17 protein-coding genes and 3 pseudogenes are annotated in these 18,271 nt (G+C 68.5%); 5 read left to right on the plus strand and 15 right to left on the minus strand.

Annotated elements, in window-relative coordinates:
- Positions 1-50: 50 nt before the first annotated feature.
- A complete protein-coding gene (locus QQK35_RS18120) occupies positions 51-866 on the plus strand; it encodes a hypothetical protein (RefSeq protein WP_284255392.1) in 816 nt (271 codons plus the stop codon).
- Here QQK35_RS18120 and QQK35_RS18125 read toward each other — a convergent pair.
- Complete coding sequence (locus tag QQK35_RS18125; RefSeq protein ID WP_284255393.1) at positions 863-3,583, minus strand: DNA methyltransferase; 2,721 nt, start codon at positions 3,581-3,583, stop codon at positions 863-865. The two genes, QQK35_RS18120 and QQK35_RS18125, sit on opposite strands and share 4 nt — an antisense overlap.
- A gap of 474 nt (positions 3,584-4,057) precedes the next feature.
- On the opposite strand from QQK35_RS18125, the gene QQK35_RS18130 reads away from it, so the two are divergent.
- The 3 genes from QQK35_RS18130 to QQK35_RS18140 are packed head-to-tail and all read left to right on the plus strand — an operon-like array spanning position 4,058 to position 6,165.
- Positions 4,058-4,597 carry a DUF6932 family protein gene (locus QQK35_RS18130; RefSeq protein WP_284255394.1) on the plus strand — a complete coding sequence of 180 codons (540 nt, stop codon included), beginning with the start codon at positions 4,058-4,060 and terminating at the stop codon, positions 4,595-4,597.
- A 6-nt stretch (positions 4,598-4,603) separates the two neighbouring features.
- Positions 4,604-5,794, plus strand: a complete 1,191-nt coding sequence (locus QQK35_RS18135; protein WP_284255395.1) for a hypothetical protein — start codon at positions 4,604-4,606, stop codon at positions 5,792-5,794.
- Entirely contained in the window at positions 5,791-6,165 is a 375-nt protein-coding gene (locus tag QQK35_RS18140) for a DUF732 domain-containing protein (RefSeq protein ID WP_284255396.1), read from the plus strand. The genes QQK35_RS18135 and QQK35_RS18140 overlap by 4 nt, the downstream gene beginning before the upstream one ends.
- A 7-nt stretch (positions 6,166-6,172) precedes the next feature.
- Here QQK35_RS18140 and QQK35_RS18145 read toward each other — a convergent pair whose 3' ends face one another.
- From QQK35_RS18145 to QQK35_RS18180, 8 genes and pseudogenes are all read right to left on the minus strand, one after another.
- Entirely contained in the window at positions 6,173-7,345 is a 1,173-nt protein-coding gene (locus QQK35_RS18145; RefSeq protein WP_284255397.1) for a tyrosine-type recombinase/integrase, read from the minus strand.
- 226 nt (positions 7,346-7,571) lie between these two features.
- The gene (locus QQK35_RS18150; protein ID WP_284255398.1) at positions 7,572-7,988 is read right to left on the minus strand and encodes a pyridoxamine 5'-phosphate oxidase family protein; all 417 of its coding nucleotides are present in this window, start codon (positions 7,986-7,988) and stop codon (positions 7,572-7,574) included.
- On the minus strand, positions 7,985-8,434 hold the full coding sequence (locus QQK35_RS18155) for a BON domain-containing protein (protein WP_284255399.1): 450 nt from the start codon (positions 8,432-8,434) through the stop codon (positions 7,985-7,987). Before QQK35_RS18155 ends, QQK35_RS18150 begins: the two co-directional genes overlap by 4 nt.
- Positions 8,435-8,467: 33 nt before the next feature.
- Positions 8,468-9,108 (minus strand): annotated as a pseudogene (locus tag QQK35_RS18160) (response regulator).
- Positions 9,032-9,739: a sensor histidine kinase gene (locus QQK35_RS20670; protein ID WP_431311823.1), complete on the minus strand. Its 708-nt coding sequence runs from the start codon at positions 9,737-9,739 to the stop codon at positions 9,032-9,034. The pseudogene QQK35_RS18160 and the gene QQK35_RS20670 overlap by 77 nt, the downstream one beginning before the upstream one ends.
- Positions 9,631-10,794 carry a GAF domain-containing protein gene (locus tag QQK35_RS20675; RefSeq protein ID WP_431311824.1) on the minus strand — a complete coding sequence of 388 codons (1,164 nt, stop codon included), beginning with the start codon at positions 10,792-10,794 and terminating at the stop codon, positions 9,631-9,633. The genes QQK35_RS20670 and QQK35_RS20675 overlap by 109 nt, the downstream gene beginning before the upstream one ends.
- A 38-nt stretch (positions 10,795-10,832) precedes the next feature.
- Positions 10,833-11,258: a DUF1003 domain-containing protein gene (locus QQK35_RS18175; RefSeq protein WP_284255402.1), complete on the minus strand. Its 426-nt coding sequence runs from the start codon at positions 11,256-11,258 to the stop codon at positions 10,833-10,835.
- Complete coding sequence (locus QQK35_RS18180; protein WP_284255403.1) at positions 11,258-12,004, minus strand: SDR family NAD(P)-dependent oxidoreductase; 747 nt, start codon at positions 12,002-12,004, stop codon at positions 11,258-11,260. The genes QQK35_RS18175 and QQK35_RS18180 overlap by 1 nt, the downstream gene beginning before the upstream one ends.
- Positions 12,005-12,130: 126 nt before the next feature.
- On the opposite strand from QQK35_RS18180, the gene QQK35_RS18185 reads away from it, so the two are divergent.
- Positions 12,131-12,994, plus strand: a complete 864-nt coding sequence (locus QQK35_RS18185) for a universal stress protein (protein WP_284255405.1) — start codon at positions 12,131-12,133, stop codon at positions 12,992-12,994.
- Here QQK35_RS18185 and QQK35_RS18190 read toward each other — a convergent pair.
- The 6 genes and pseudogenes from QQK35_RS18190 to QQK35_RS18215 form a co-directional block, all read right to left on the minus strand.
- Complete coding sequence (locus tag QQK35_RS18190; protein WP_284255406.1) at positions 12,991-13,599, minus strand: hypothetical protein; 609 nt, start codon at positions 13,597-13,599, stop codon at positions 12,991-12,993. The genes QQK35_RS18185 and QQK35_RS18190 overlap by 4 nt on opposite strands.
- Positions 13,596-13,796 (minus strand): hypothetical protein, encoded by a 201-nt coding sequence (locus tag QQK35_RS18195; protein WP_284255407.1) that lies wholly within the window; start codon positions 13,794-13,796, stop codon positions 13,596-13,598. Before QQK35_RS18195 ends, QQK35_RS18190 begins: the two co-directional genes overlap by 4 nt.
- Positions 13,797-13,864: 68 nt before the next feature.
- A pseudogene (locus tag QQK35_RS20680) lies at positions 13,865-14,545 on the minus strand (amino acid kinase family protein); the annotation flags it as partial.
- Complete coding sequence (argF, locus tag QQK35_RS18200) at positions 14,542-15,561, minus strand: ornithine carbamoyltransferase (RefSeq protein ID WP_284255409.1); 1,020 nt, start codon at positions 15,559-15,561, stop codon at positions 14,542-14,544. The gene argF and the pseudogene QQK35_RS20680, both read right to left, overlap by 4 nt.
- A pseudogene (locus tag QQK35_RS20685) lies at positions 15,558-16,813 on the minus strand (arginine deiminase). The gene argF and the pseudogene QQK35_RS20685 overlap by 4 nt, the downstream one beginning before the upstream one ends.
- On the minus strand, positions 16,810-18,267 hold the full coding sequence (locus QQK35_RS18215) for an amino acid permease (RefSeq protein ID WP_284255413.1): 1,458 nt from the start codon (positions 18,265-18,267) through the stop codon (positions 16,810-16,812). The pseudogene QQK35_RS20685 and the gene QQK35_RS18215 overlap by 4 nt, the downstream one beginning before the upstream one ends.
- Between the last annotated feature and the right edge of the window lie 4 nt (positions 18,268-18,271).

Below are 18,271 nucleotides of genomic sequence, written 5' to 3' on the forward strand. Positions count from 1 at the left end.
TTGGTTACGTGTGCCCGACCGATCGCCGGGTCGTCGCGGAGGTCGGTGCGGTGGGGCACCCCGCCGTCGAGCGAGCTATCCTGGCGCACCTCGGATGGTCCCTCAATGGTCGCACCTACGTCGAGCCGTTGGGCCAGGCGTGGGTCGCGCTCCGCGGCGCCGAGCCGAACGCGCTGCCGTGGCAGCACCTCCGACGCGGGCGCATCGAGGCGCGGCTGGCGCGCACGGTCGGCGCCCACAAGCCGGGCAAGGTTCTCGGTGGTCGCGTGGATCTCACCGAGGTCGAGGCCGCCGTGCTCAGGCTGTGTCGCGAGTACGGCGTCGCCCGTCTGCGCTTCGACCGGATGCAGGCCGAGCAGATGGTCGGCAACCTAACCCGGGAGGGCGTCCGCGTCCGCGAGTTCGTCTTCTCGGCGGCGGGGGCCAGCAAGCTCGCCCGCGGGCTATTCGTGGCGCTCAGAGACCGAGCGGTCGAGCTGCCCGATGACGACGAGCTGCGATCCGAGGCGCAGACCGTCCGAATGATCGAGACCGGACCGGGCCTCGTGAAGATGAGCAACCCGGCGGGCACACACGACGACGTGCTGACGGCGGTAGGCATGGTCGTGGCCGACCTGACCGAGCAGCCCGACCTCAGCGGCGGGGGAGTGTCGGACCCGTCGAGGGTCAGCATTGCTGCTCGGGCGCGGGCCAGCGGGGTCGGGCCAGTCGGTCAGCGCCTGCTGTCCCCGGCCTACGCCCTCGGGGGCTCCCGGGGCACCCTGGCGGCTATCGCGCAGGCGCAGCGCGGCCAGACGCCCGCCCAGCGCGCGCACGGCATCGGTCTGCCAGTCGAGGGGACGGCGAACGACCCGAACAGGCGTTAGGTCCTGGCCCGATGTTGCTCGGTCTGCCGGTTCAGGTCGAGCAGGTATTGCACCCGATCCGAGGCATTCGAGAAGCCGGGAGCGGGAGGGTTATACATCCCGTCAACGTAGGCATCCAGAACGTTGTGAGCGCTACGGAGATCAGCGGGCATAACAACGTCGTCGTAGAGATCGGCGAGACTGTCGGACGCGTATCGATCGCGAACGTCGAGGATGACCTGCGCCAAGTGCTCAAGCGTCGCCCGCTGCTGGTCGGTCGGGTTCGGGAAAACGAAGTTGTTGTAGACGACATCTTTGGAGTACCGGTAGTCGCTCTTGAGCCGACCGCAGACGGCGCGCATCCAGTCCATGTGCATGGTGCTGGTGAGGATTCCGAAGTGGTAAAGAGAGGCGTTCGGGATCGCCAGTGAAGAGTTCGAGGTCACGGTCCCGGCCTCGAAGAAGCCGAGAGGAACGTACAGGCGCCGCGAAGAGGAATGAGCCGGGATCAGGAGGAAGGGCTGGTCTGGGTCCTGAGTCCGCTGGGCGAAGAGGTGCGGGATGTTGGCAAGCTGCGGTCGAGACGACTTCTCGCGAACTTCCCGAACCTCCCGGACTCGTTCGTACACGGGTGGCACGGCCTTGATTTGGCCGGAACTCACCCCGTCGAGCCACAGGCAGTAGCGAGGGCGACGGTTGATGAACTCATCGGCTCCCTGGAAGGTGCGAATCCAGGCTGCCGTCTGCGGGTACTCGGCAATCAGCGCGTCGCGCTCTTCCCGGGTGAGCAGAAGGTGGCCGCCGTCGGCGGCCATGTTCCCAAAGACCATCTTGAGTTCACCGCTGATTTGCTCCTGCCGATTGGTGACGACGAACTCGCCGCCCGGCACAAGGTATGGACTGATCGACGGCACGAGGTCGAGAACCGGTTCACCCTTGCCGTCCTGGTAGGTGAAGAGTTGCTTCACCTTTCGTTCGGTGCGTCCGAATCCGACGATCACGCAATGCACCTTGGCGACCCCTCGCGCGTCATTCGTCCAAATGAAGCTGCGGTGCGCGAAGTTGATGTGCTCACCGCGGCCAAGGAGGCGCGGCCAGAGGATCCCGGGCTGCTCACCCTGGCTGATCGAACTCGTCGAGACGAGCGCGCATTGGATCGAAGGGTTCTTGGCCATCACCTCGTCGGCCCGGATGTACCACGCCGCGACGTAGTCGAGGAATCCAGCGTCTTTGACCGCACCGGCGACCGCACGAAGCTCGGCCTTCTGGACCTTGTCCATAACCCGGGAGCCGAGGAAGGGCGGGTTGCTGAGGATGTAGTCGGTCTTGTCTGCCGGTCGCACGTCCTCCCAGTCGACTGTCAGCGCGTTCGTGCAGACGATGTGACCGCCCTCGGTAAGAGGGATGCGGGCGTAGTGGGTCCCAAAACGGGCGGACGCTTCCAAGTTCATCTGATGGTCAGTCAGCCACAGCGCGGTCTGCGCGATGAGAGCGGGGAACTCCAGAATCTCGATGCCACTCATCTGTTCGACGCGAACCTTCAGCAGATCGCCAACATCCGTGAGCGTGACGTAAGTGCCCATCTGCGCGGAGAGCACCCGATGTTCCAGCCGACGAAGCTCGCGGTAGGTGATCACCAAGAAGTTGCCGCAGCCACAGGCGGGGTCAATGAAGCCGAGGCCCGCCAACTTGTCGTGGAACGCCGAGAGCTTCGGCTTCGACTCCTTGACCGACTCGAACTCCTCATAGAGTGCGTCGAGGAACAGCGGCTTGATGACCCGCAGGATGTTTTCCTCGGAGGTGTAGTGCGCTCCAACGTCGTGCCGCGCCTCCTCGTTCATCACGCCCTGAAACATTGAGCCGAAGATCGCGGGAGAGACCTGCGACCAGTCGGGCGCGCACGTCTGAATCAGCATCATCCGCATCGTCTGGTCGAAGTCGGGCATCCCCGTCACCTCGGAGAAGAGGCCGCCGTTGATGTAAGGGAATGCCGCAAGGTCTTCGTCGAGCATCGTCGAGCGCTTGTCGATTGGAGTGTTGAGTACCTCGAACAGCTTTCCAAGCCGAGGCCCAAGGTCGGTCCCGTCTAGCGAGGTCCGATTGCGGATGAACTTCTCAAATGCGCTCGGCTCGAAGATCCGGGCGTCATCGGCGAAGTGGCAGAAGACCAGTCGGACAAGGAAGAGTTCGAGGTTGTGCCCGACGTAGCCGGAGTCATATAGAAGGTTGTGCAGCTTGGCCATGCGTTCGGCGGCCTCGCGGTTGACCGGGCTCTGTTCCTCGACACGGAGGGCTTGTTCGTCGACCAAAAACCCGAACTCTCGGACGTGCTTCGGGAGTTCGGCGAGCGTGAAGGTGCTGACCGCTCTGGTCTCGGTGTCGTAGAGCTGGAAGGTCTGGAAGTCGCACGCAACGATCCTCAGAGGGAGGTCGTGGTCCGGGATGCCATCGAGGTACCCCAGAGCCTGGCCTTGTGCAGCGCCCAGATCGCGCCCGGCGCTCTTCTGCTCAACGATTAGCTTCCCCGGCAGGAACATGTCGATGAAGCCGTACTTCTTGCCAGCGAGCTTCACGGCGTATTCGAAGTACCCGCCTGCCCTGCGCCTGTCGATGTCGAAGAGGGCGAGGAACTCGGTCCAGAAGGACTGCGCCTCGCCCTTCTCGTAGGACTCCCCGGCCCAATCGGCCGCGAACTTTGCGGCCCGTGCGGTGATCTCGTTCCAGGCCGGTCTTGGCATGGCACGAATCTATCGGTGCGGACCTGCATCGGCGCGCCGCTGCCCAGGTTGTCGGCGGCCCTCGGTACTTTGGGAGCAGTCCCCGGAGCGCTCACGAACCTGAGCCGTCCGGGGCTCTCTCATTTCACCAGCGTGGCCGGACGCTCGATCGAGACGGCGGCAACACTGTGGAGTATTTCGCGAGCATGGACCCGGAGCTGCCGAGGCCGTGGCAGCGGGTCTGGCGGGCTGGGCGCGACGTGACGACCGAGCCCGTGTCGAGTTGGCCGCCGTATCAGCAACGGTACTTCCGGGACGGCTGGCGACCGACGCTCTCCCCCGATGTTCCCGTCGCCCGCTCGCGCAGCGGTCGCGGATCGCGACACGGGTAGCGTGTCCACTCCAGTCCTCGCGCGTCCCCCGGTTCAGGGCTCGCGCAGGGGTCCCTCAGTTCATAGACTCGGGCGACTGCTCCTAGACCCGACGGAGGCGCTAGTGATCCCGGTGATACCGGCCGGTCAGGACGTGCTCGACCTCGGGCGGCATCCGACGACGCTGGCTGAGATCGAGTCCCGGTTCGTGACCGATCCGCAGTTCGCTGCGTCGACCACTCGGGCGAAAATCTGGAGCGACTGGCTCAACGCGACCGCGTTCCTGCGTTCCGTCGTGCCCGTGTCGGCGGCGTGGATCGGCGGCAGCTTCACCACGACCAAGCTCGACCCCGACGACGTGGACAGCCTCTACATCGTGGACGACGCGACCCTCGCGCTGGCGAAGGTCGACCCGACCAAGAATCGCGTGCTGGGGCAGTTCGCGGGCGGCAAGCTGGTCAGGGCGGCGACCGGCTTGCAGGTGGACACCTACCTGTGCGCGTGGCGGCAGGTGGTCGACCCGGCACGCCGAAACGGCCTGGACAAGAGCTACTACGAGGATCGCGGTCATTGGGACGACTGGTGGCAGCGGCGCAGAATGGTCTCTAAGACGGCGCCGCTTACGCGAGCCGATGCACTCCGCGACGCGGTTACTTGGAGGTGATCCTCGATGGCTTCGCCTGAAGAAATCGAGGCAGCTCTGGCCGCAGCGTCCGCGCCCGAGTGGGAGACGCCGCGCGACCTCAATCGCATCAGCCTCGAGGCGCTGTTCGGCGGCGGCGCTGGCGCGCGGACGCTCCGCAGCTCCGGCTCGCTCCGGCTGTTCGGGGTGAACGTCACGAATCACTCAGCCCGGCTCGGCTCGACCGCCGACGTGCTCGCTCAGCTCCAGCGGCTCGTGACCGCGGTGGGTGCAGCCCGTCGCGGCATCCGCAGCACACAGGGACCCCTGCCGGGTGAGCTGGTCACGCTGACCGCGTTGAAGATCGCCGCGGCGCCCGCGGGTGGGAGTCTCGTGTTTGACCTCCTCCCGGAATCGCTGCCGGAAACGGAGCTGCTGACGGAAGGAAACGTCGCGATCTTCGACCAGGCTCAGCGGCAGTTCCTCGATGAGTGTTTCGAGGACGCCCTGCGGCTCGTCGGCGCGGCGCACTCGATCGGCCCGGATGCCGATGCCCAGCCCGAGCAGCGCGCCGTCGAGCGCGCGGCGGAGCGTGCCGCGGTCGAGCCCCTGGACGGCATCGCGATTACGACAAATCTCAGGATCGTCGGATTCGAATCGGACGAAGAAAGCGCAGCCGCGGTGTTCGAACAGCTCGGCGCGGAGGTGGTCGCCCCCACGACCGAGCAACCGGCGAGCGACCTAGAAGCACTCCTGCCCGACGAGCTGGAAACCGCCAAGGCGCAGGCGTTCATCGAGCGGGTGCGCGAGGGCGGCCCCCGCCTCGCGACGGCGGTTCGCAAGTTCGCCAAGGCAATCGAGTCCGCCGACTTCGACGTGGACCTCGAATGGCGCGAGCCGAACACCGCGACCCGACGCGCGACGTTTACTCAGCACGACGCCAGACTCGTCCGCCACCTCGTCGTGTCGCGAGAGTTGGAGGTCGATACGCAAGAGGTGACGGGCCGACTCATCACCCTCAGCGAAAAGACCGCCTGGCAGCTCGCGGTCGGATCGGACGACGAGACGATCGTGAGGATCGACGCATCGAAGCTGACGAAGGCGGTGCGCGAGGCGTTCCACCTGAATCAGTTGGTGACGATCAAGGCTCGAACGGTTCAGCGGTCCCTCCCGGGCGGCGGCATCACGACCACGTTTCAGGCCGTCACGGTCACCTCCAACGAGGTCCCGAGCACATGACGCGCCCGCTCATTCTTGTGGGCCTCGTGCCGCTGCTCCTGCTGGCGGGCTGTAGCGCGACGACGCACCCGACCAGCACGCCGACCGTCGATATTGACGCGCTCAACTCCGCCGCAGCGTCGGTCTTGCCGGAGGCCAGGCTCTTGGAGTACCTATCGCAGCAGCACGCCCTCGGCTCCATCGCGTCGGATCAGGTGGTCGCTGACGCTCACACGATCTGCAAGGATCTCGCGGGCGGCATGACCCCGGCGGATGCCTCGGCGGAGGCCCAGAAGCTGGGATACCCGCGACCCTCGATCATGGTCGTCGGCTCCGCGGTCTACTACTGCAAGGACCAAGCGCCAGCGGTCCTTGCCGCGCACATGCCTTAGCCGCTCGTCATGCGCCGGGCCAGCTCGGCAGCCCGGTCGGCGGCGGCGTGCTGATAGCGGAGCGCGGTGGTCGCGGTCGCGTGCCCCCTCGGTCCTGCAGCTCCCGGGTGGTCGCCCCGGCGATCGCGTACTTCGTCAGGCCGTAGTGCCGGAGCCCGTGCCACGGCAGATCGTCCCGGCCCGCAGCGGCGCGGGCGGCGTACCACCCGGATCGGTTCAGCTCCGGCTCGCCCATGTGCCCGCCATTCTTCGAGGGGAACAGCAGGCCGTCCTCGCCCGGCTCGGCGTAGTCGCGGAGGTGATCGAGCACATCGCTGGTGATCGACGGCGGCAGCGCCACGTCGCGGATGCCCGCGCGGCTCTTGGGCTTGCCGACCACGAACCCGTCGGAAGTCGTGCGGGTGACTGCTCGCGTGATCCGAATACGGATCAGGTCGTCGTCGTGGATCAGATCGCGACGGCGCAGCTCGGTCAGCTCCCCGAACCGCAGCCCGCCCCAGGCGGCGATCAGCAGAGCGGCACGGAGCTGGGGCGGCATGTTCGCCTCGATGATCGCCAGCTCGGCGTCGGTCGGCGGGACCGTCTCGCGGCCCGTCGTCGCGTTCTGGGCGCCGCGGACCTCGACCGGGTTGTTCGCGACCAGCCCGTCGCGCACGGCGGTCGCCATGACCGATCGGGCGAACCCGTAGGCGCGCGACGCCGTGGTCTTTCGCCCGGAGGCGATCAGCTCGGAATACCAGTCGCGCACGGTGCTGGCTTTCATGCTCGCGAGAGGGATGTCTGCCAGGGGTTGCAGCACGGTCGCCAGTAGGCGCACGTATTCGTCGCGGGTGCGGTGCCGCAGGGGCTCGCCTGAGGCGTTCGTGCGGGTGCTGATCCACTTGGTCGCGTAGTCGAGGAACGTCTGCGAGCGGTCGGCCTGGGCCGCGTGAGAGGCCGTCGTCGTGGCAGGAGTCCACTCGCCCCGGTCGATCGCTACCCGCTGGCTCGCGAGCCACGCGTCGGCGTCGATCTTGGTCGTGAACGTCGAGGGCGCGGAGTGCTTCAAGCCGTCCGGCCCGACGTACCTGGCGCGGTAGTTGCCCGAGGGCAGGAGCATCACCGAGCCCCACGACTTCCGGGTGGTCGGGACCGTCCTGCCGAGGGCGTCCGTCGTGGTGGCTTTCGGTCGAGTCGGCATGCTCAGCTCTCGTCGTGGACCTATGTGGACCTAAACCTGTCCATCCGTGCCCATCCTAGGGCAAGATACTGGGCCGTGGACCTAGCGCTGCTGCCCGTGTTTCCGGACGAGACGCCAGTGTTTGCCGGTCGCCGCGCGCGATGACGAGTGCGCCTAGATTCTGGTTCGATCCCAGTATCGCCCACACTCAAAACCCCGGAATTCCGGGGTTTTCGTCATGGCACCGTCAGTACCTCTCGGGCTCCGCGGCGCGGTCGAAGAACAGGCCGCGGACGAACGTCGGAGCGATCCGGACCCAGCGGTACTTGAGCGTCGGGATCCACGGCAGGAGGGGCAGTCGGTCGGCGGCATCGATGTCGGACTGGTGTTCGAGTCGCTCGGCGATTCCTTTCACGACGACCGAGCGCGCCTGGTCGTAGGTCCAGGTGTCGATCTCGAACGCCACGCGCTGGTTCACAGTGAGTTCGAGCAACTTCGTTCCCGGAGCGGTTCGGAAGTACAGCGCACGATCGTGGGCGACGTAGTTGACGGGAAAGATGTCGACCTCGCCGGCGACGGCGACGGCGAGGCGGCCGAGCTGATTGTGGCGCAACTCGGTCCAGCACTCCTCGGGTGTGAGGTCGCGGATGATGGGGTCGTTCATCGGCTGCCGACCTCGATGTCGTTGTCGACGAAGTCGACGCCGGGCACCGTCTCGACGACGTGCCGGACGAGCGCGCGTTCCTCGACGGTGGGAACCAGGCCGCTGAGCGTGACGACGTGATGGTCGACCGAGAAGTTGACCTCGCCGGTCTCGACGAGGGCGAGTCCGATCCGCTCGCGGACGTGGTCCGTGATCTGCCGGTCCGTGACCCGCCAGTCGGCGCCGTAGGGACGGACGTGGAGGTCGTTGACCACGTCGCGCACGTCAGCCATCCGGCGCGCGATGGAGAAGGCCTCCAGCTTTTCGGCGTAGCTGCCGACCACACCATGCAGTCGCGCGATCCCGTCGTGCACGTCCACGGCGAGCTGGAAGGCGTCGAGGGCGGGATCGGCGTCGAACGCGTCGCGCAGACGTGAGCGGAGCAGCTGGTCGTCTCGGATCGTCATGGAATGAGCATCCAGCGACCGCCCCGCGCCGTCCTAGGGCCGAAGGTCCCCTCGCTGGCGTGCCGCCCCATACACCGCGGCCTGCGTGCGTCGTTCGAGGCCGAGCTTGGCGAGGAGGCCGGAGACGTAGTTCTTGACCGTCTTCTCCGCCAGGTCGAGCCGTTCGCCGATCTGCCGATTGGTGAGTCCTTCCGCGATCAGCTTGAGCACCTGCCGCTCCCGCAGCGACAGGGGATCGTCGTCGGACGTCGCCGAGCCTTCGGATGCCGCTTCCACGACGCGGTCGGCAAGACCGGGCCGCAGCAGCGACCCCCGCCGGCGACGGTGCGGATGCCGGCGACGAGGTTCTGCCCGCGGATGTCCTTGAGAACGTAGCCGCTGGCTCCGGCCAGGACCGCCGCGCGCGCAGCGGCGTCGTCGTCGTACGCGGTCAGCATGATGCACCGCGTGTCCGGCAGTGCGGAGCGCACATCTCGGCACAGATCCACGCCGGAGCCGTCAGCCAGCCGCACGTCGAGCACGGCGACGTCGGGTTGCGTCGCCGCGATGCGGCCGAGGGCACGGGCGACGCTGGAGGACTCGCCGACGACCTCGAGGTCAGGTTCTGCATTGATGAGCTCGGCGATACCGCGCCGCACGATCTCGTGGTCGTCGACCAGGAACACTCGGATCACGGCTGCTCCGTTCGGAGTGGCACCCGCCACAGCACCGCGGTGCCGCCGGTGTCCCGGGACCGGATCGAATAGGTGCCGCCGAGTCGGTCAGCGCGGGCAGCGACGTTCGCCGTTCCACTCGCGCGTCCCCCGGCGCATACCCGATTCCGTCGTCATCGATGCGGATCGTGACGTGATCGTCGTCGACCTGGACGCCGACATCGGTGTGGGACGCCCGCGCGTGGCGGGCGACGTTCGTGACGGACTCGCGGACGACGGCGACGACATCCTCGACCATCTCGGCGGGCACGATGAGATCCACCGCGCCGTCGAAGGTGAGCCGTGGTGGCGTGGGCAGACCCGCCCCCGCCTCGCTGACAGCGTCGAGAACTCGATGGCGCAGGGCGGAGCTTCCCGCCGGGGGCGACGAGAGGGCGAAGATGACGGTGCGGATCTCCGCGATGGCGGCATCGATCGCGTTCACCTGCTCGAGGATCACCCCGCGCGATCCCTCGCTCGTGCGGGTCGCTTCGGCCTGCAGGGTCAGTCCGGCGCCGAACAGTCGCTGGATGACGTGGTCGTGCAGATCGCGGGCGATGCGCGAGCGGTCCTCGACGCGCTCCAGCTGTTGCCGGTCCAGGCGCGCTTGCACGAGTTGCAGCGCAACGCTTGCCTGGCGGGCGAATTCGGTCGCTCGGTTGATGTCGACGTCCGGGATCCGGTCCTCTCCGGGGCTCTCGAGACGGCCAGGGCCCCGAGCACTGTGCCGCTCGCGCTGAGCGGCACGACGAGCGTGGGACCGACCTCGGGTTGTGATTCGAACTGAGCGCCGGCCGGCTGTCCGCTCGTGGTGAGCATCGTCCCGGAGGCGATCACCTGGCCGGCCAGCGACCCCTCCGCGGCGAAATGACGCCCGCGGACGCCGTCCGCCAGGGCTCCTTCAACGGCGGAGACGACGAGCGAACCGTCCGCCTCCGGTGTCACGACACAGGCGAGAGCCGCGTCCATGACGTCGGCGACCCGCCGGACGATCACGTCGAGGGCGTCGACATCGTCGGACAGCATCGCGGCGGTGACCTCTGCCCGGGCGTTCGCCCACCTCTCGCGCACCTTGACCTCATCGAACAGGCGCGCGTTCTCGATGGCGATGCCGGCGGTGGCGGCGAGAACGCTGACGAGTTCCTCGTCCTCCGGCGTGAAGCGTCCGGCGGCTGGGTCGGTAAGGTACAGGTTGCCGAACACGTCGTCGCGGACGCGGATCGGCACGCCGAGGAAGGCGTCCATCGGCGGGTGGTGGGCCGGGAACCCGCTGGACCGCGGGTCGTCGTGCAGGTGCTCCAACCGGATCGGCGCCGCGTCGTGAATCACGGCACCGAGGATCCCGACGCCGTGCGGCAAGTCTCCGACCTTGGCCGCCAGCTCACCCGACATCCCGACGTGGATGAAGCGCTCGAGGAAGCCGTCCGGCCCGATCACACCGAGAGCGCCGTAGCGGGCATCGACGAGGTCGATGGCGGCTTCGACGATGTGTTTCAGGACCTCTTCGATGTCCAGCTGCTCGATGACGACCCGATTGGCGCGCAACAGGCTGCGCAGACGGCCCTGCGTCGCTAGCACGCGTTGCGCGCGCTCAACGAGTTCTTCGATGGTCTGCTCGAGCTCGGACCGCGGGGCATCGGGGAAGCTGATCTCCTCCACCGAGGCCACGTCCCAGAGCCTAGTTGCGGCACGGTGTTCTGTCGTGGTCAGCCGGCAACCGCCCTCACGGATGCTTCGCCGGCGGCGTGCAGCTCTCGGAGGAGTTCGAGTTGGCGGCGGTTGAGCTCCATCAGCTCCTCGATCTCCTGCTTGGCCGCGAGATTCGTCTCATAATCGTGCCGGGCGAGCGCCGCGGCGATCGCGTCCTGCCGCTTCGCCGCGATCAGCAGGATCGCACCCTGCAGACCGGCGAGCATGCTGAGGAAGAGATTGAGAAGGATGAACGGGTAGGGGTCCCACCGAATCGCGAACACGTTCGCGAGCGCCCACGCCACCATCACGAGCACGAAGATCCCGACGAACCACCAGCTGCCCATCCCGTTGCGCAGGCGGTCCGCCGCGCGCTCTCCGCGCGAGAGCCGGCCCGTGGCCTGGTCGTGCCAGTTGGTGAGCGGTCGGTGCAGAGGGGTCATCAGTACGCCGCCCACCCGCCGTCATCGGGCAGGATCGCGCCGGAGACGTTCGCCGAGTCGTCACTGAGCAGCCAGGTGATGGCCGCGGCCAGCTGCGCGGCTTCGGCGACGCCGGGCACGTTGGTCTGCATCAGCGGCCCGAGGCGCTGCTGCGCCCACTCCGACTTGAACGGCGCCTCGATGTTCGTGGCGACCGCGCCGGGGGCGACCGCATTGCAGCGGATCCCCTTCGGGGTGTAGAAGAACGCGGTGCTCAGGGTGAAGCCGTTCACCGCGTGCTTCGAGGTCGTGTAGGCGGTGCCGGCGGCGGACGCCCGGAGCCCCGCCTCCGACGACACGTTGACGATCGATCCCTTGCCCGCGGCGATCATCTTCGGCAGGACGGCTCGGGTCAGCCGCATCATAGCCGTCAGGTTGACCGCCAGAACGTGGTTCCAGGTCTCGTCGTCGAGTTCCGCGGTGGGCAGGAAACCGTCCATGATGCCGGCGACGTTCGCCAGCCCATCGATCTGCTCACCAGCCGCCTCGATCACGCGGACCACCGCGGCCTCATCGGAGATGTCGCCGAGCACTGTGACCACGTCGCCCTCGAGTTCGTCGACGAGTGCGGCGAGACGGCTCTCGACGACGTCGGATGCGACGACGCGCCCGCCCTCGGCGACGATGCGCTCCGCGGTCGCTCGGCCGATACCCGATCCCGCGCCGGTGACGATGACGGTCTTGCCGGCGAAATGTGAACTGTCCATGCCGTCGATGCAACCGTGGCACCGCGGGGCCGCGTAGGGCCGAAGGTCCCACGGGACCTTCGGCCCTCACCCCGGACGGGGCGCGGGGTGAGGGTGGGAGGAGCACAGCACTCGAAGGAGCATGAGATGGAACGAATCGTCCTGGGCGTGGATCCGGGCAGCGGTCGGATGGCACTGGAATGGGTGATCCGCCGATCCCTGTCGAAGCCGACTCACGTGCAGTTGGTCCGTGCATTCGACCTCGTTCTCGCCGAACCAGACGATGAGGAGGCCATACTGCGGGACGCGGCCGCCCAGCTTCGTCGACGCTCGCCTACGACCGTCGTCGACGAGTCACTCGTCACGGTCGCGATCCCGGCGGCGCTGCTCGAGGCGTCGACCGAGGCGGATCTGCTGGTCCTCGGGTCGCGTCGCGGGCGGCCGGCCGCGTGGAGGCTCGGCGTCTCGCTGCCGCTGCAGGTCGCGGCTCGCTCGAAGTGCGCGACGGTGATCGTGCCCGAGGATTGGACGCCGTCCATGCGGCGGACCGTCGTCGTGGGCATCTCCGGTGACCACACCTGCGACCGCGCGATGCTGTTCGCCGCCCGGGAGGCGCAGGACGCCGGCGTGGAGCTGGAAGCGGTTCACGCGTGGACCGTCACCGTCCCCGACATGCATGACTCCCGGATCGCGATGAACGAGGGCGATGAGCGGGTGCTGCACCGCGACATCCTGTCCCGATCGTTGGAGCGGATCCGTGCCGCCTTCCCGCGCGTCAGGCTCCGCGGTCTCCTGGAGCAGCGCCTGCCCAGCGCGGTGCTGGCGGAGCATGCCATCCGGGGCCAGCTTCTGGTCCTGGGCAGCCACCGGTGGGGCCCGGTCACGGGTGTCGTCCTGGGGTCCACCGCTCGAGCCGTTCTTCCGGTCGCATCGGCACCGTTGTGCATCGTGCCGCCGGCGGCACCCACCTCGGGGAGCGTCGAGCCCCAACGGGACGCCGTGTCGGCCTAGTTCCGTGGGCCCGCCGTGAACACGCTGCGGGCCAACGGAGCGGTCAGCGACGCGATCGTGAGCGCCATCAGCAATCCGGCGACGACGTAGAGCCCGGCGACGAGCGCAAGCGGACTGCCCTCGTCGATAAACGGCGAGGGTGCGGCCGTCCAGGCGGCCGCGACCGCCCAGGAACCCATCGACGCGGGCACCCATCGAAGGCTCCGCGGCCGGTGACGGATCGCGAGCCACTGCGCCACCGGGATCATCGACAGAAGCAGGACCGCGCCGAGAGCGACGAGCGGGATCACTGCCGGCGTCAGATCGTTCAGACCGATCGTGCTGGGCATGAGGCCGATTCCCCACGCCGCGGCCGCACCGGCCGAGGTGGCTCCGATCCACCGTCGGCGCGCCGGTGCGAATCGCCCCAGGCCGACCACCTGGCCGATCCCCAGCAGAGCGCCTTCCACCGCGCCACCGCTCACGATCAGGAGAAGGCCGAGGGCCGGATTCATGCCGGACACCGTGACCACCACCGCGATCGCGGCAGCGACGGCGAAGCCGACGGCCTCGCCGACGGTGACCGCGACGATCCAACGCCCGATCGCCGGACGTTCTCCCGTCACGCCTCCGCCAACTGCTTGGCCCGGCTCTCCTCGATGGTCGCGGGCCCGAGGCTCGGGAGGACGTGGGTTCCCGCCTCGCCCGCCATGATCGCCTCGACGTCGCCCAGAGCACCGATGGATGCGACTCCCGCGGTCTGGTCCACGAATCGCCGCGCTGCGAGCACCTTGGGACCCATCGAGCCGGCCTCGAACGACATCTCGGCCAGTTCGGCGCTGGAGTGCGGGCCGGCGAGCGGCCGAGCATGGGGGTCCCGTAGCCGTCGACGACGGCGGGCACGTCGGTGAGGATGACGAGCCGGTCGGCGCGAAGTGCGCTCGCGACCTGCGCGGCGACGAGATCCTTGTCGATGACCGCGTCCACCTCCCGGCCGTCGGTGGTGACGGGAATGCCGCCGCCGCCACCGATCACCACGACCGCGCCGGCGCGCAGCAGCAGCTCGGCCGCAGGTAGCTCGATCACCGCTCGCGGCTCGGGCGAGCCGACGACGCGACGCATCCCGTCGTCGTGCGGCCGGAACTGCCACCCCCAACGGCGATGGGCCGCGTCGGCCTCCGCCGCGGTGACGACGGGGCCGATGGGTTTCGTGGGATGTGCGAGCGCCGGATCCGTCGCATCCACGACGGTGTGCGACACGATCGCGACCGCGGTACGGGCCGGCTCGGCGGCGCGGAACCCGGCCGCGATCCAGTGGCCGATGAGCCCCTGCGTCTCCGCGGTGAGGTCGGCGAGCGGATACGGTCTGCGCAGCGCCGGGTCGGCCCGGGATTCGAGCGACAGCATGCCGACCTGCGGCCCGTTGCCGTGCACGATGACGAGGTCATGCCCATGGGTCGCGCCCGCGATCACGCGCGCTGCCTCGAGCACCCGCACCCGCTGAGGCTCGGCCTCCGGCCGTTGGCCGTGCTTGAGCAGAGCGTTGCCGCCGAGTGCGATGACGATCCTCACCGTGCCGGCCCCTCGTCACCGGCGAGGTCGTGGACCATGAGCGCCTTGATGGTGTGCATGCGGTTCTCGGCCTGCTGGAACACGACGGAATGCTCCGACCGGAACACCTCGTCGTCGACCTCCGCGCCGACCAGGCCCGTCACGCGGCGCATGCGCGCCCCGACGGTCGTGGTGTCGTCGTGGACCGCCGGGAGACAGTGCATGAACCGCGCGTCCAGCTTGCCGGTCGCTGCCATGAGTGCCGGCGTCACGCGGTAGGGCGCGAGCGTGCGGGCCCGGGTCTCCCAGAGGCCATCCGCTTCGCCCATGCTGACCCAGACATCCGTGTACACGGCGTCGGCTCCTCGGACGGCGGCGTGAGGGTCGTGCAGCACCTCGATGGTCCCACCGGTGCGGTGCGCGAGCGACGCAGCGTGCTCGACGACGACCGGGTCCGGCGCCAGCTCGGCGGGGCAGCCGACGCGCACGTGCGACCCGAGCGCGGCGCCCGTGACGAGCATGCTGTGCACGACGTTGTCGCGGCCGTCGCCGACGAACGCGATCGTCAACTCGGATGCGGGCCGTCCGCAGGTCTCCTCGAGCGTGAAGAAGTCCGCGAGAGCCTGGGTCGGGTGCCAGTCGTCGGTCAGCGCGTTCCAGACCGGGATACCCGAGGACACCGCCAGCTGCTCGACCGTCGCCTGGGGCGCGCCGCGGTAGGCGATCCCGTCGTAGAGCCGTCCGAGCACGGCGCCGGTGTCGGCAACGCTCTCCGTCTCGCCGAGGTGGGTCTGACCGCCGTCGATGTACGTGACGTGCGCGCCCTGCTGGACGGCGGCGAGTTCGAAGGCATTGCGCGTGCGCGTCGACGGCTTCTCGAACAGCAGCACGATGGCGCGACCCCGCAGCCGTTGCACCTCGGATCCTTCCCGGCGGGCGGTCTTCAATTCGGCGGCCAGGTCGAGGATCGTACGCGCGGCCGGGACGAGATTCCAGTCGCTGAGGGCGCCGATGCGGCGCTCGATGACGGCGCTCACGGCTCCACCACCGAGTCCCGGCGGATCGGGCAGGTCATGCAACGGGAGCCGCCTCGGCCGCGGCCGAGCTCGCTGCCGGCGATGGTGATGACCTCGATGCCGTGTCGTCGCAGCGCCGTGTTGGTGGCGACGTTGCGCTCGTACCCGACGACCACGCCCGGTGACACGGCGAGGAAGTTGTTGGCGTCGTCCCACTGCTCCCGGGCGGCGGCCCAATCGTCCTCCGCGGTCTGGAAGGTCGTCAGGGACGGGATGCCAAGCGCATCGGCGATCATCGGCGTGAGCGGCTGCAACTCGGAGACGTCGACGCCATCCGCGCCGGGGGTCAGGTTCCAGCCGGTCAGCGCGGTCGGGTCGAGGGTGGCGCCCATGGCGAAGGTGCCGCGATCGATCATCGTCATGAGCGTGTCGAGGTGCATGGTCGCGTGGGACTTCGGGATGGCGACGACGATCACCCGGTCCGCCTCCCCGGTCTCGAACAGCCGCGACGCGAGCCGCTCGATGCCGGCGGGGTGGACCGCTCGCCCATGCCGATGAGCACGGTGCGATCGCCGATGACGAGGATGTCGCCGCCCTCGGTGGCAGGCGCAGATCCGACGCGGTGCGGGTCGTCGTAGCGGAGTGCGCCCGCGAACAGCGGGTGGTGCCGGTAGACGAGGTCGACGTGCAGCGACTCGCGACGTCGTGCGGGCATGGCCATCGAGTTCACCTGCACGCCGCCGTAGATCCAGGCGGAGCTGTCGCGGGGGAACAGGGTGTTCGGCAGCGGCGGCAGCAGGAATCCGTCGGGCGCGGCGACCTCCAGGGCGAGAGCGCGACCGACGCGCGTATCGATGTCTCGGCGGGCGAGACCGCCCAGCATGACATCGGCCAGCCATGGGGAGGATGCGTCCTCGGCCTGATCGCGGAGTGCGGCGGCCAGCCGGGCCCCGAATCGGTCCTCGGTGAACGTCCCGGCGATCGCCTCGCTGCGGGCGTGGCCGTCCTGCAGGGTGTCGTGCAGCAGGTCGCCGAACAGATGGACGACCACCCCGCGCGAGCGCAGGGCCTCGGCGAACGTGTCGTGCTCGGTGCGCGCACGCGACTGCCAGAGCACGTCGTCGAACAGCAGCTCCTCGCGGTTGGCCGGCGTGAGGCGATTCAACTCGATGCCGGGTCGGTGCAGGATCACCTCGCGCAGGGTGCCGATCTCGGATTCGACGCTGAGAGCGGCGACCGCGTCGAGCTCGGGAGTAGGGGTCAGGGTGGTCATCGGATCGGCTCCAGCTTCTTCTCGCCGCTCGCGGCGTCGTCATCGATGTCGGGGAGAGGCCCGGCGATGCGGGCATCCTCGAGGTCGGCAGGTGCGCCGAGCGGCGCAGAGTCCGGCAGCAGGTCGTTGCCGCGGCGTCGGGCCGAACGCGTCAGGGCGTAGAGCGGGACCGCCAGCAGCACGCAGACCGTGCCGTAGAAGACCGCCTCCTGGCCGCTTCCCAGCAGCGCCCAGAAGGTGAAGGCGAGCGCGATGATCGCGATCGTCATGTCGCGCACGAACCGGCCACCCCGCACGCCCCTGCCACGGATCAGGTCAAGGAGCTGCGCGCCGGCGGAGAACATGTACGGCACCACCGAGGTGAAGACGGTCAGCAGCACGACCGTGGTGAAGACCTGCTCGAAGCTCGTGTACGCGAGCACCGTCAGGAGGCTCGCCAGGACGGTGGAGACGACGACGCCGACGATCGGGACGTTGTGCCGCTCCGTCTGGAACACGCGGGGGAACAGCTGGTTCTTGGCGGCGGCGTTCGGCATCTCGCCGACGATGAGGGTCCAGCCGATCAGGCAGCCGAGCCCCGACACGACCGCGAACACGGCGATGACCTCGCCGGCCCAGCTGCCGCCGAACATGGCGTTCGCGGCGTCGCTGAACGGTGCAGTGCTCTTGCGCAGCGCGGCGTTGCTGACCAGGCCGAACACCGCGAGAGTGCCCAGGATATAGACCACCGCGCTGACCAGCGTTCCGGCGATCGTGGCCCGCGGGATGTTCCTGCTCGGGTCCTGGACGCGCTTGGCGGCGACCGCGGCGGTCTCGATGCCGAGGTAGGAGAACAGCGCGATCGCGCCGGCGCCGGCGAGGGCCGCCCAGCCGCTCGTGCCCGAGGAGTTGAACGGGCCGAAGTTGGCCGGGTTGATGAAGAAGACGCCGACCAGGGCGATGAACGCCAGGGGGATGACCTTGAGCACCGTGAAGATGGTCTGGGCCGCTCCGAGCGACCTCAGCCCGAGCACGTTGATGACCACCGGGATCCAGAGCCCGATCAGGGCGATGACGATCGACCACCAGATGTTGTGGTCGGTGTTCACGAACACCTCGACGTATCCGACGAGGGCGACCACGATGGCGGCGTTTCCCGCCCAGGCCGTGACCCAGTACGTCCAGGCGTTGAGGAACCCGGCGAACTCGCCGAACGCCTCACGCGCGTAGGTGTACGGACCGCCGGCTCCGTCGCCGGAGCGCTTCGACAGCGCCGCGAACACGAGCGCAAGCGCGATCGCGCCGATCGTCACCAGGATGAACGCGATGAGGCTGATCGGGCCGAAGCCCGCCAGCGCGGACGGGATGCCGAACACCCCGGTGCCGATGACCGACCCGACGACGAGAGCCGTCGCGGCCGGCAGCTTCAAGAACTTGCCGCTCGACGGTGTCGACGGCGCACGGTGATTCGTCATGACG

Origin of the sequence: Pseudolysinimonas kribbensis (assembly GCF_030161895.1) — a bacterium.
GTDB lineage: Bacteria > Actinomycetota > Actinomycetes > Actinomycetales > Microbacteriaceae > Pseudolysinimonas > Pseudolysinimonas kribbensis.

Coding starts and splice junctions, on each gene's coding strand:
- QQK35_RS18185 (WP_284255405.1), top strand. CDS start 12,131: ATGGAACGAATCGTCCTGGGCGTGGATCCGGGCAGCGGTCGGATGGCA.
- QQK35_RS18125 (WP_284255393.1), bottom strand. CDS start 3,583: ATGCCAAGACCGGCCTGGAACGAGATCACCGCACGGGCCGCAAAGTTC.
- QQK35_RS18195 (WP_284255407.1), bottom strand. CDS start 13,796: ATGTCGTTCGAGGCCGGCTCGATGGGTCCCAAGGTGCTCGCAGCGCGG.
- QQK35_RS18135 (WP_284255395.1), top strand. CDS start 4,604: ATGGCTTCGCCTGAAGAAATCGAGGCAGCTCTGGCCGCAGCGTCCGCG.
- QQK35_RS18155 (WP_284255399.1), bottom strand. CDS start 8,434: ATGACGATCCGAGACGACCAGCTGCTCCGCTCACGTCTGCGCGACGCG.
- QQK35_RS18150 (WP_284255398.1), bottom strand. CDS start 7,988: ATGAACGACCCCATCATCCGCGACCTCACACCCGAGGAGTGCTGGACC.
- QQK35_RS18180 (WP_284255403.1), bottom strand. CDS start 12,004: ATGGACAGTTCACATTTCGCCGGCAAGACCGTCATCGTCACCGGCGCG.
- QQK35_RS18145 (WP_284255397.1), bottom strand. CDS start 7,345: ATGCCGACTCGACCGAAAGCCACCACGACGGACGCCCTCGGCAGGACG.
- QQK35_RS18215 (WP_284255413.1), bottom strand. CDS start 18,267: ATGACGAATCACCGTGCGCCGTCGACACCGTCGAGCGGCAAGTTCTTG.
- QQK35_RS18140 (WP_284255396.1), top strand. CDS start 5,791: ATGACGCGCCCGCTCATTCTTGTGGGCCTCGTGCCGCTGCTCCTGCTG.
- QQK35_RS18175 (WP_284255402.1), bottom strand. CDS start 11,258: ATGACCCCTCTGCACCGACCGCTCACCAACTGGCACGACCAGGCCACG.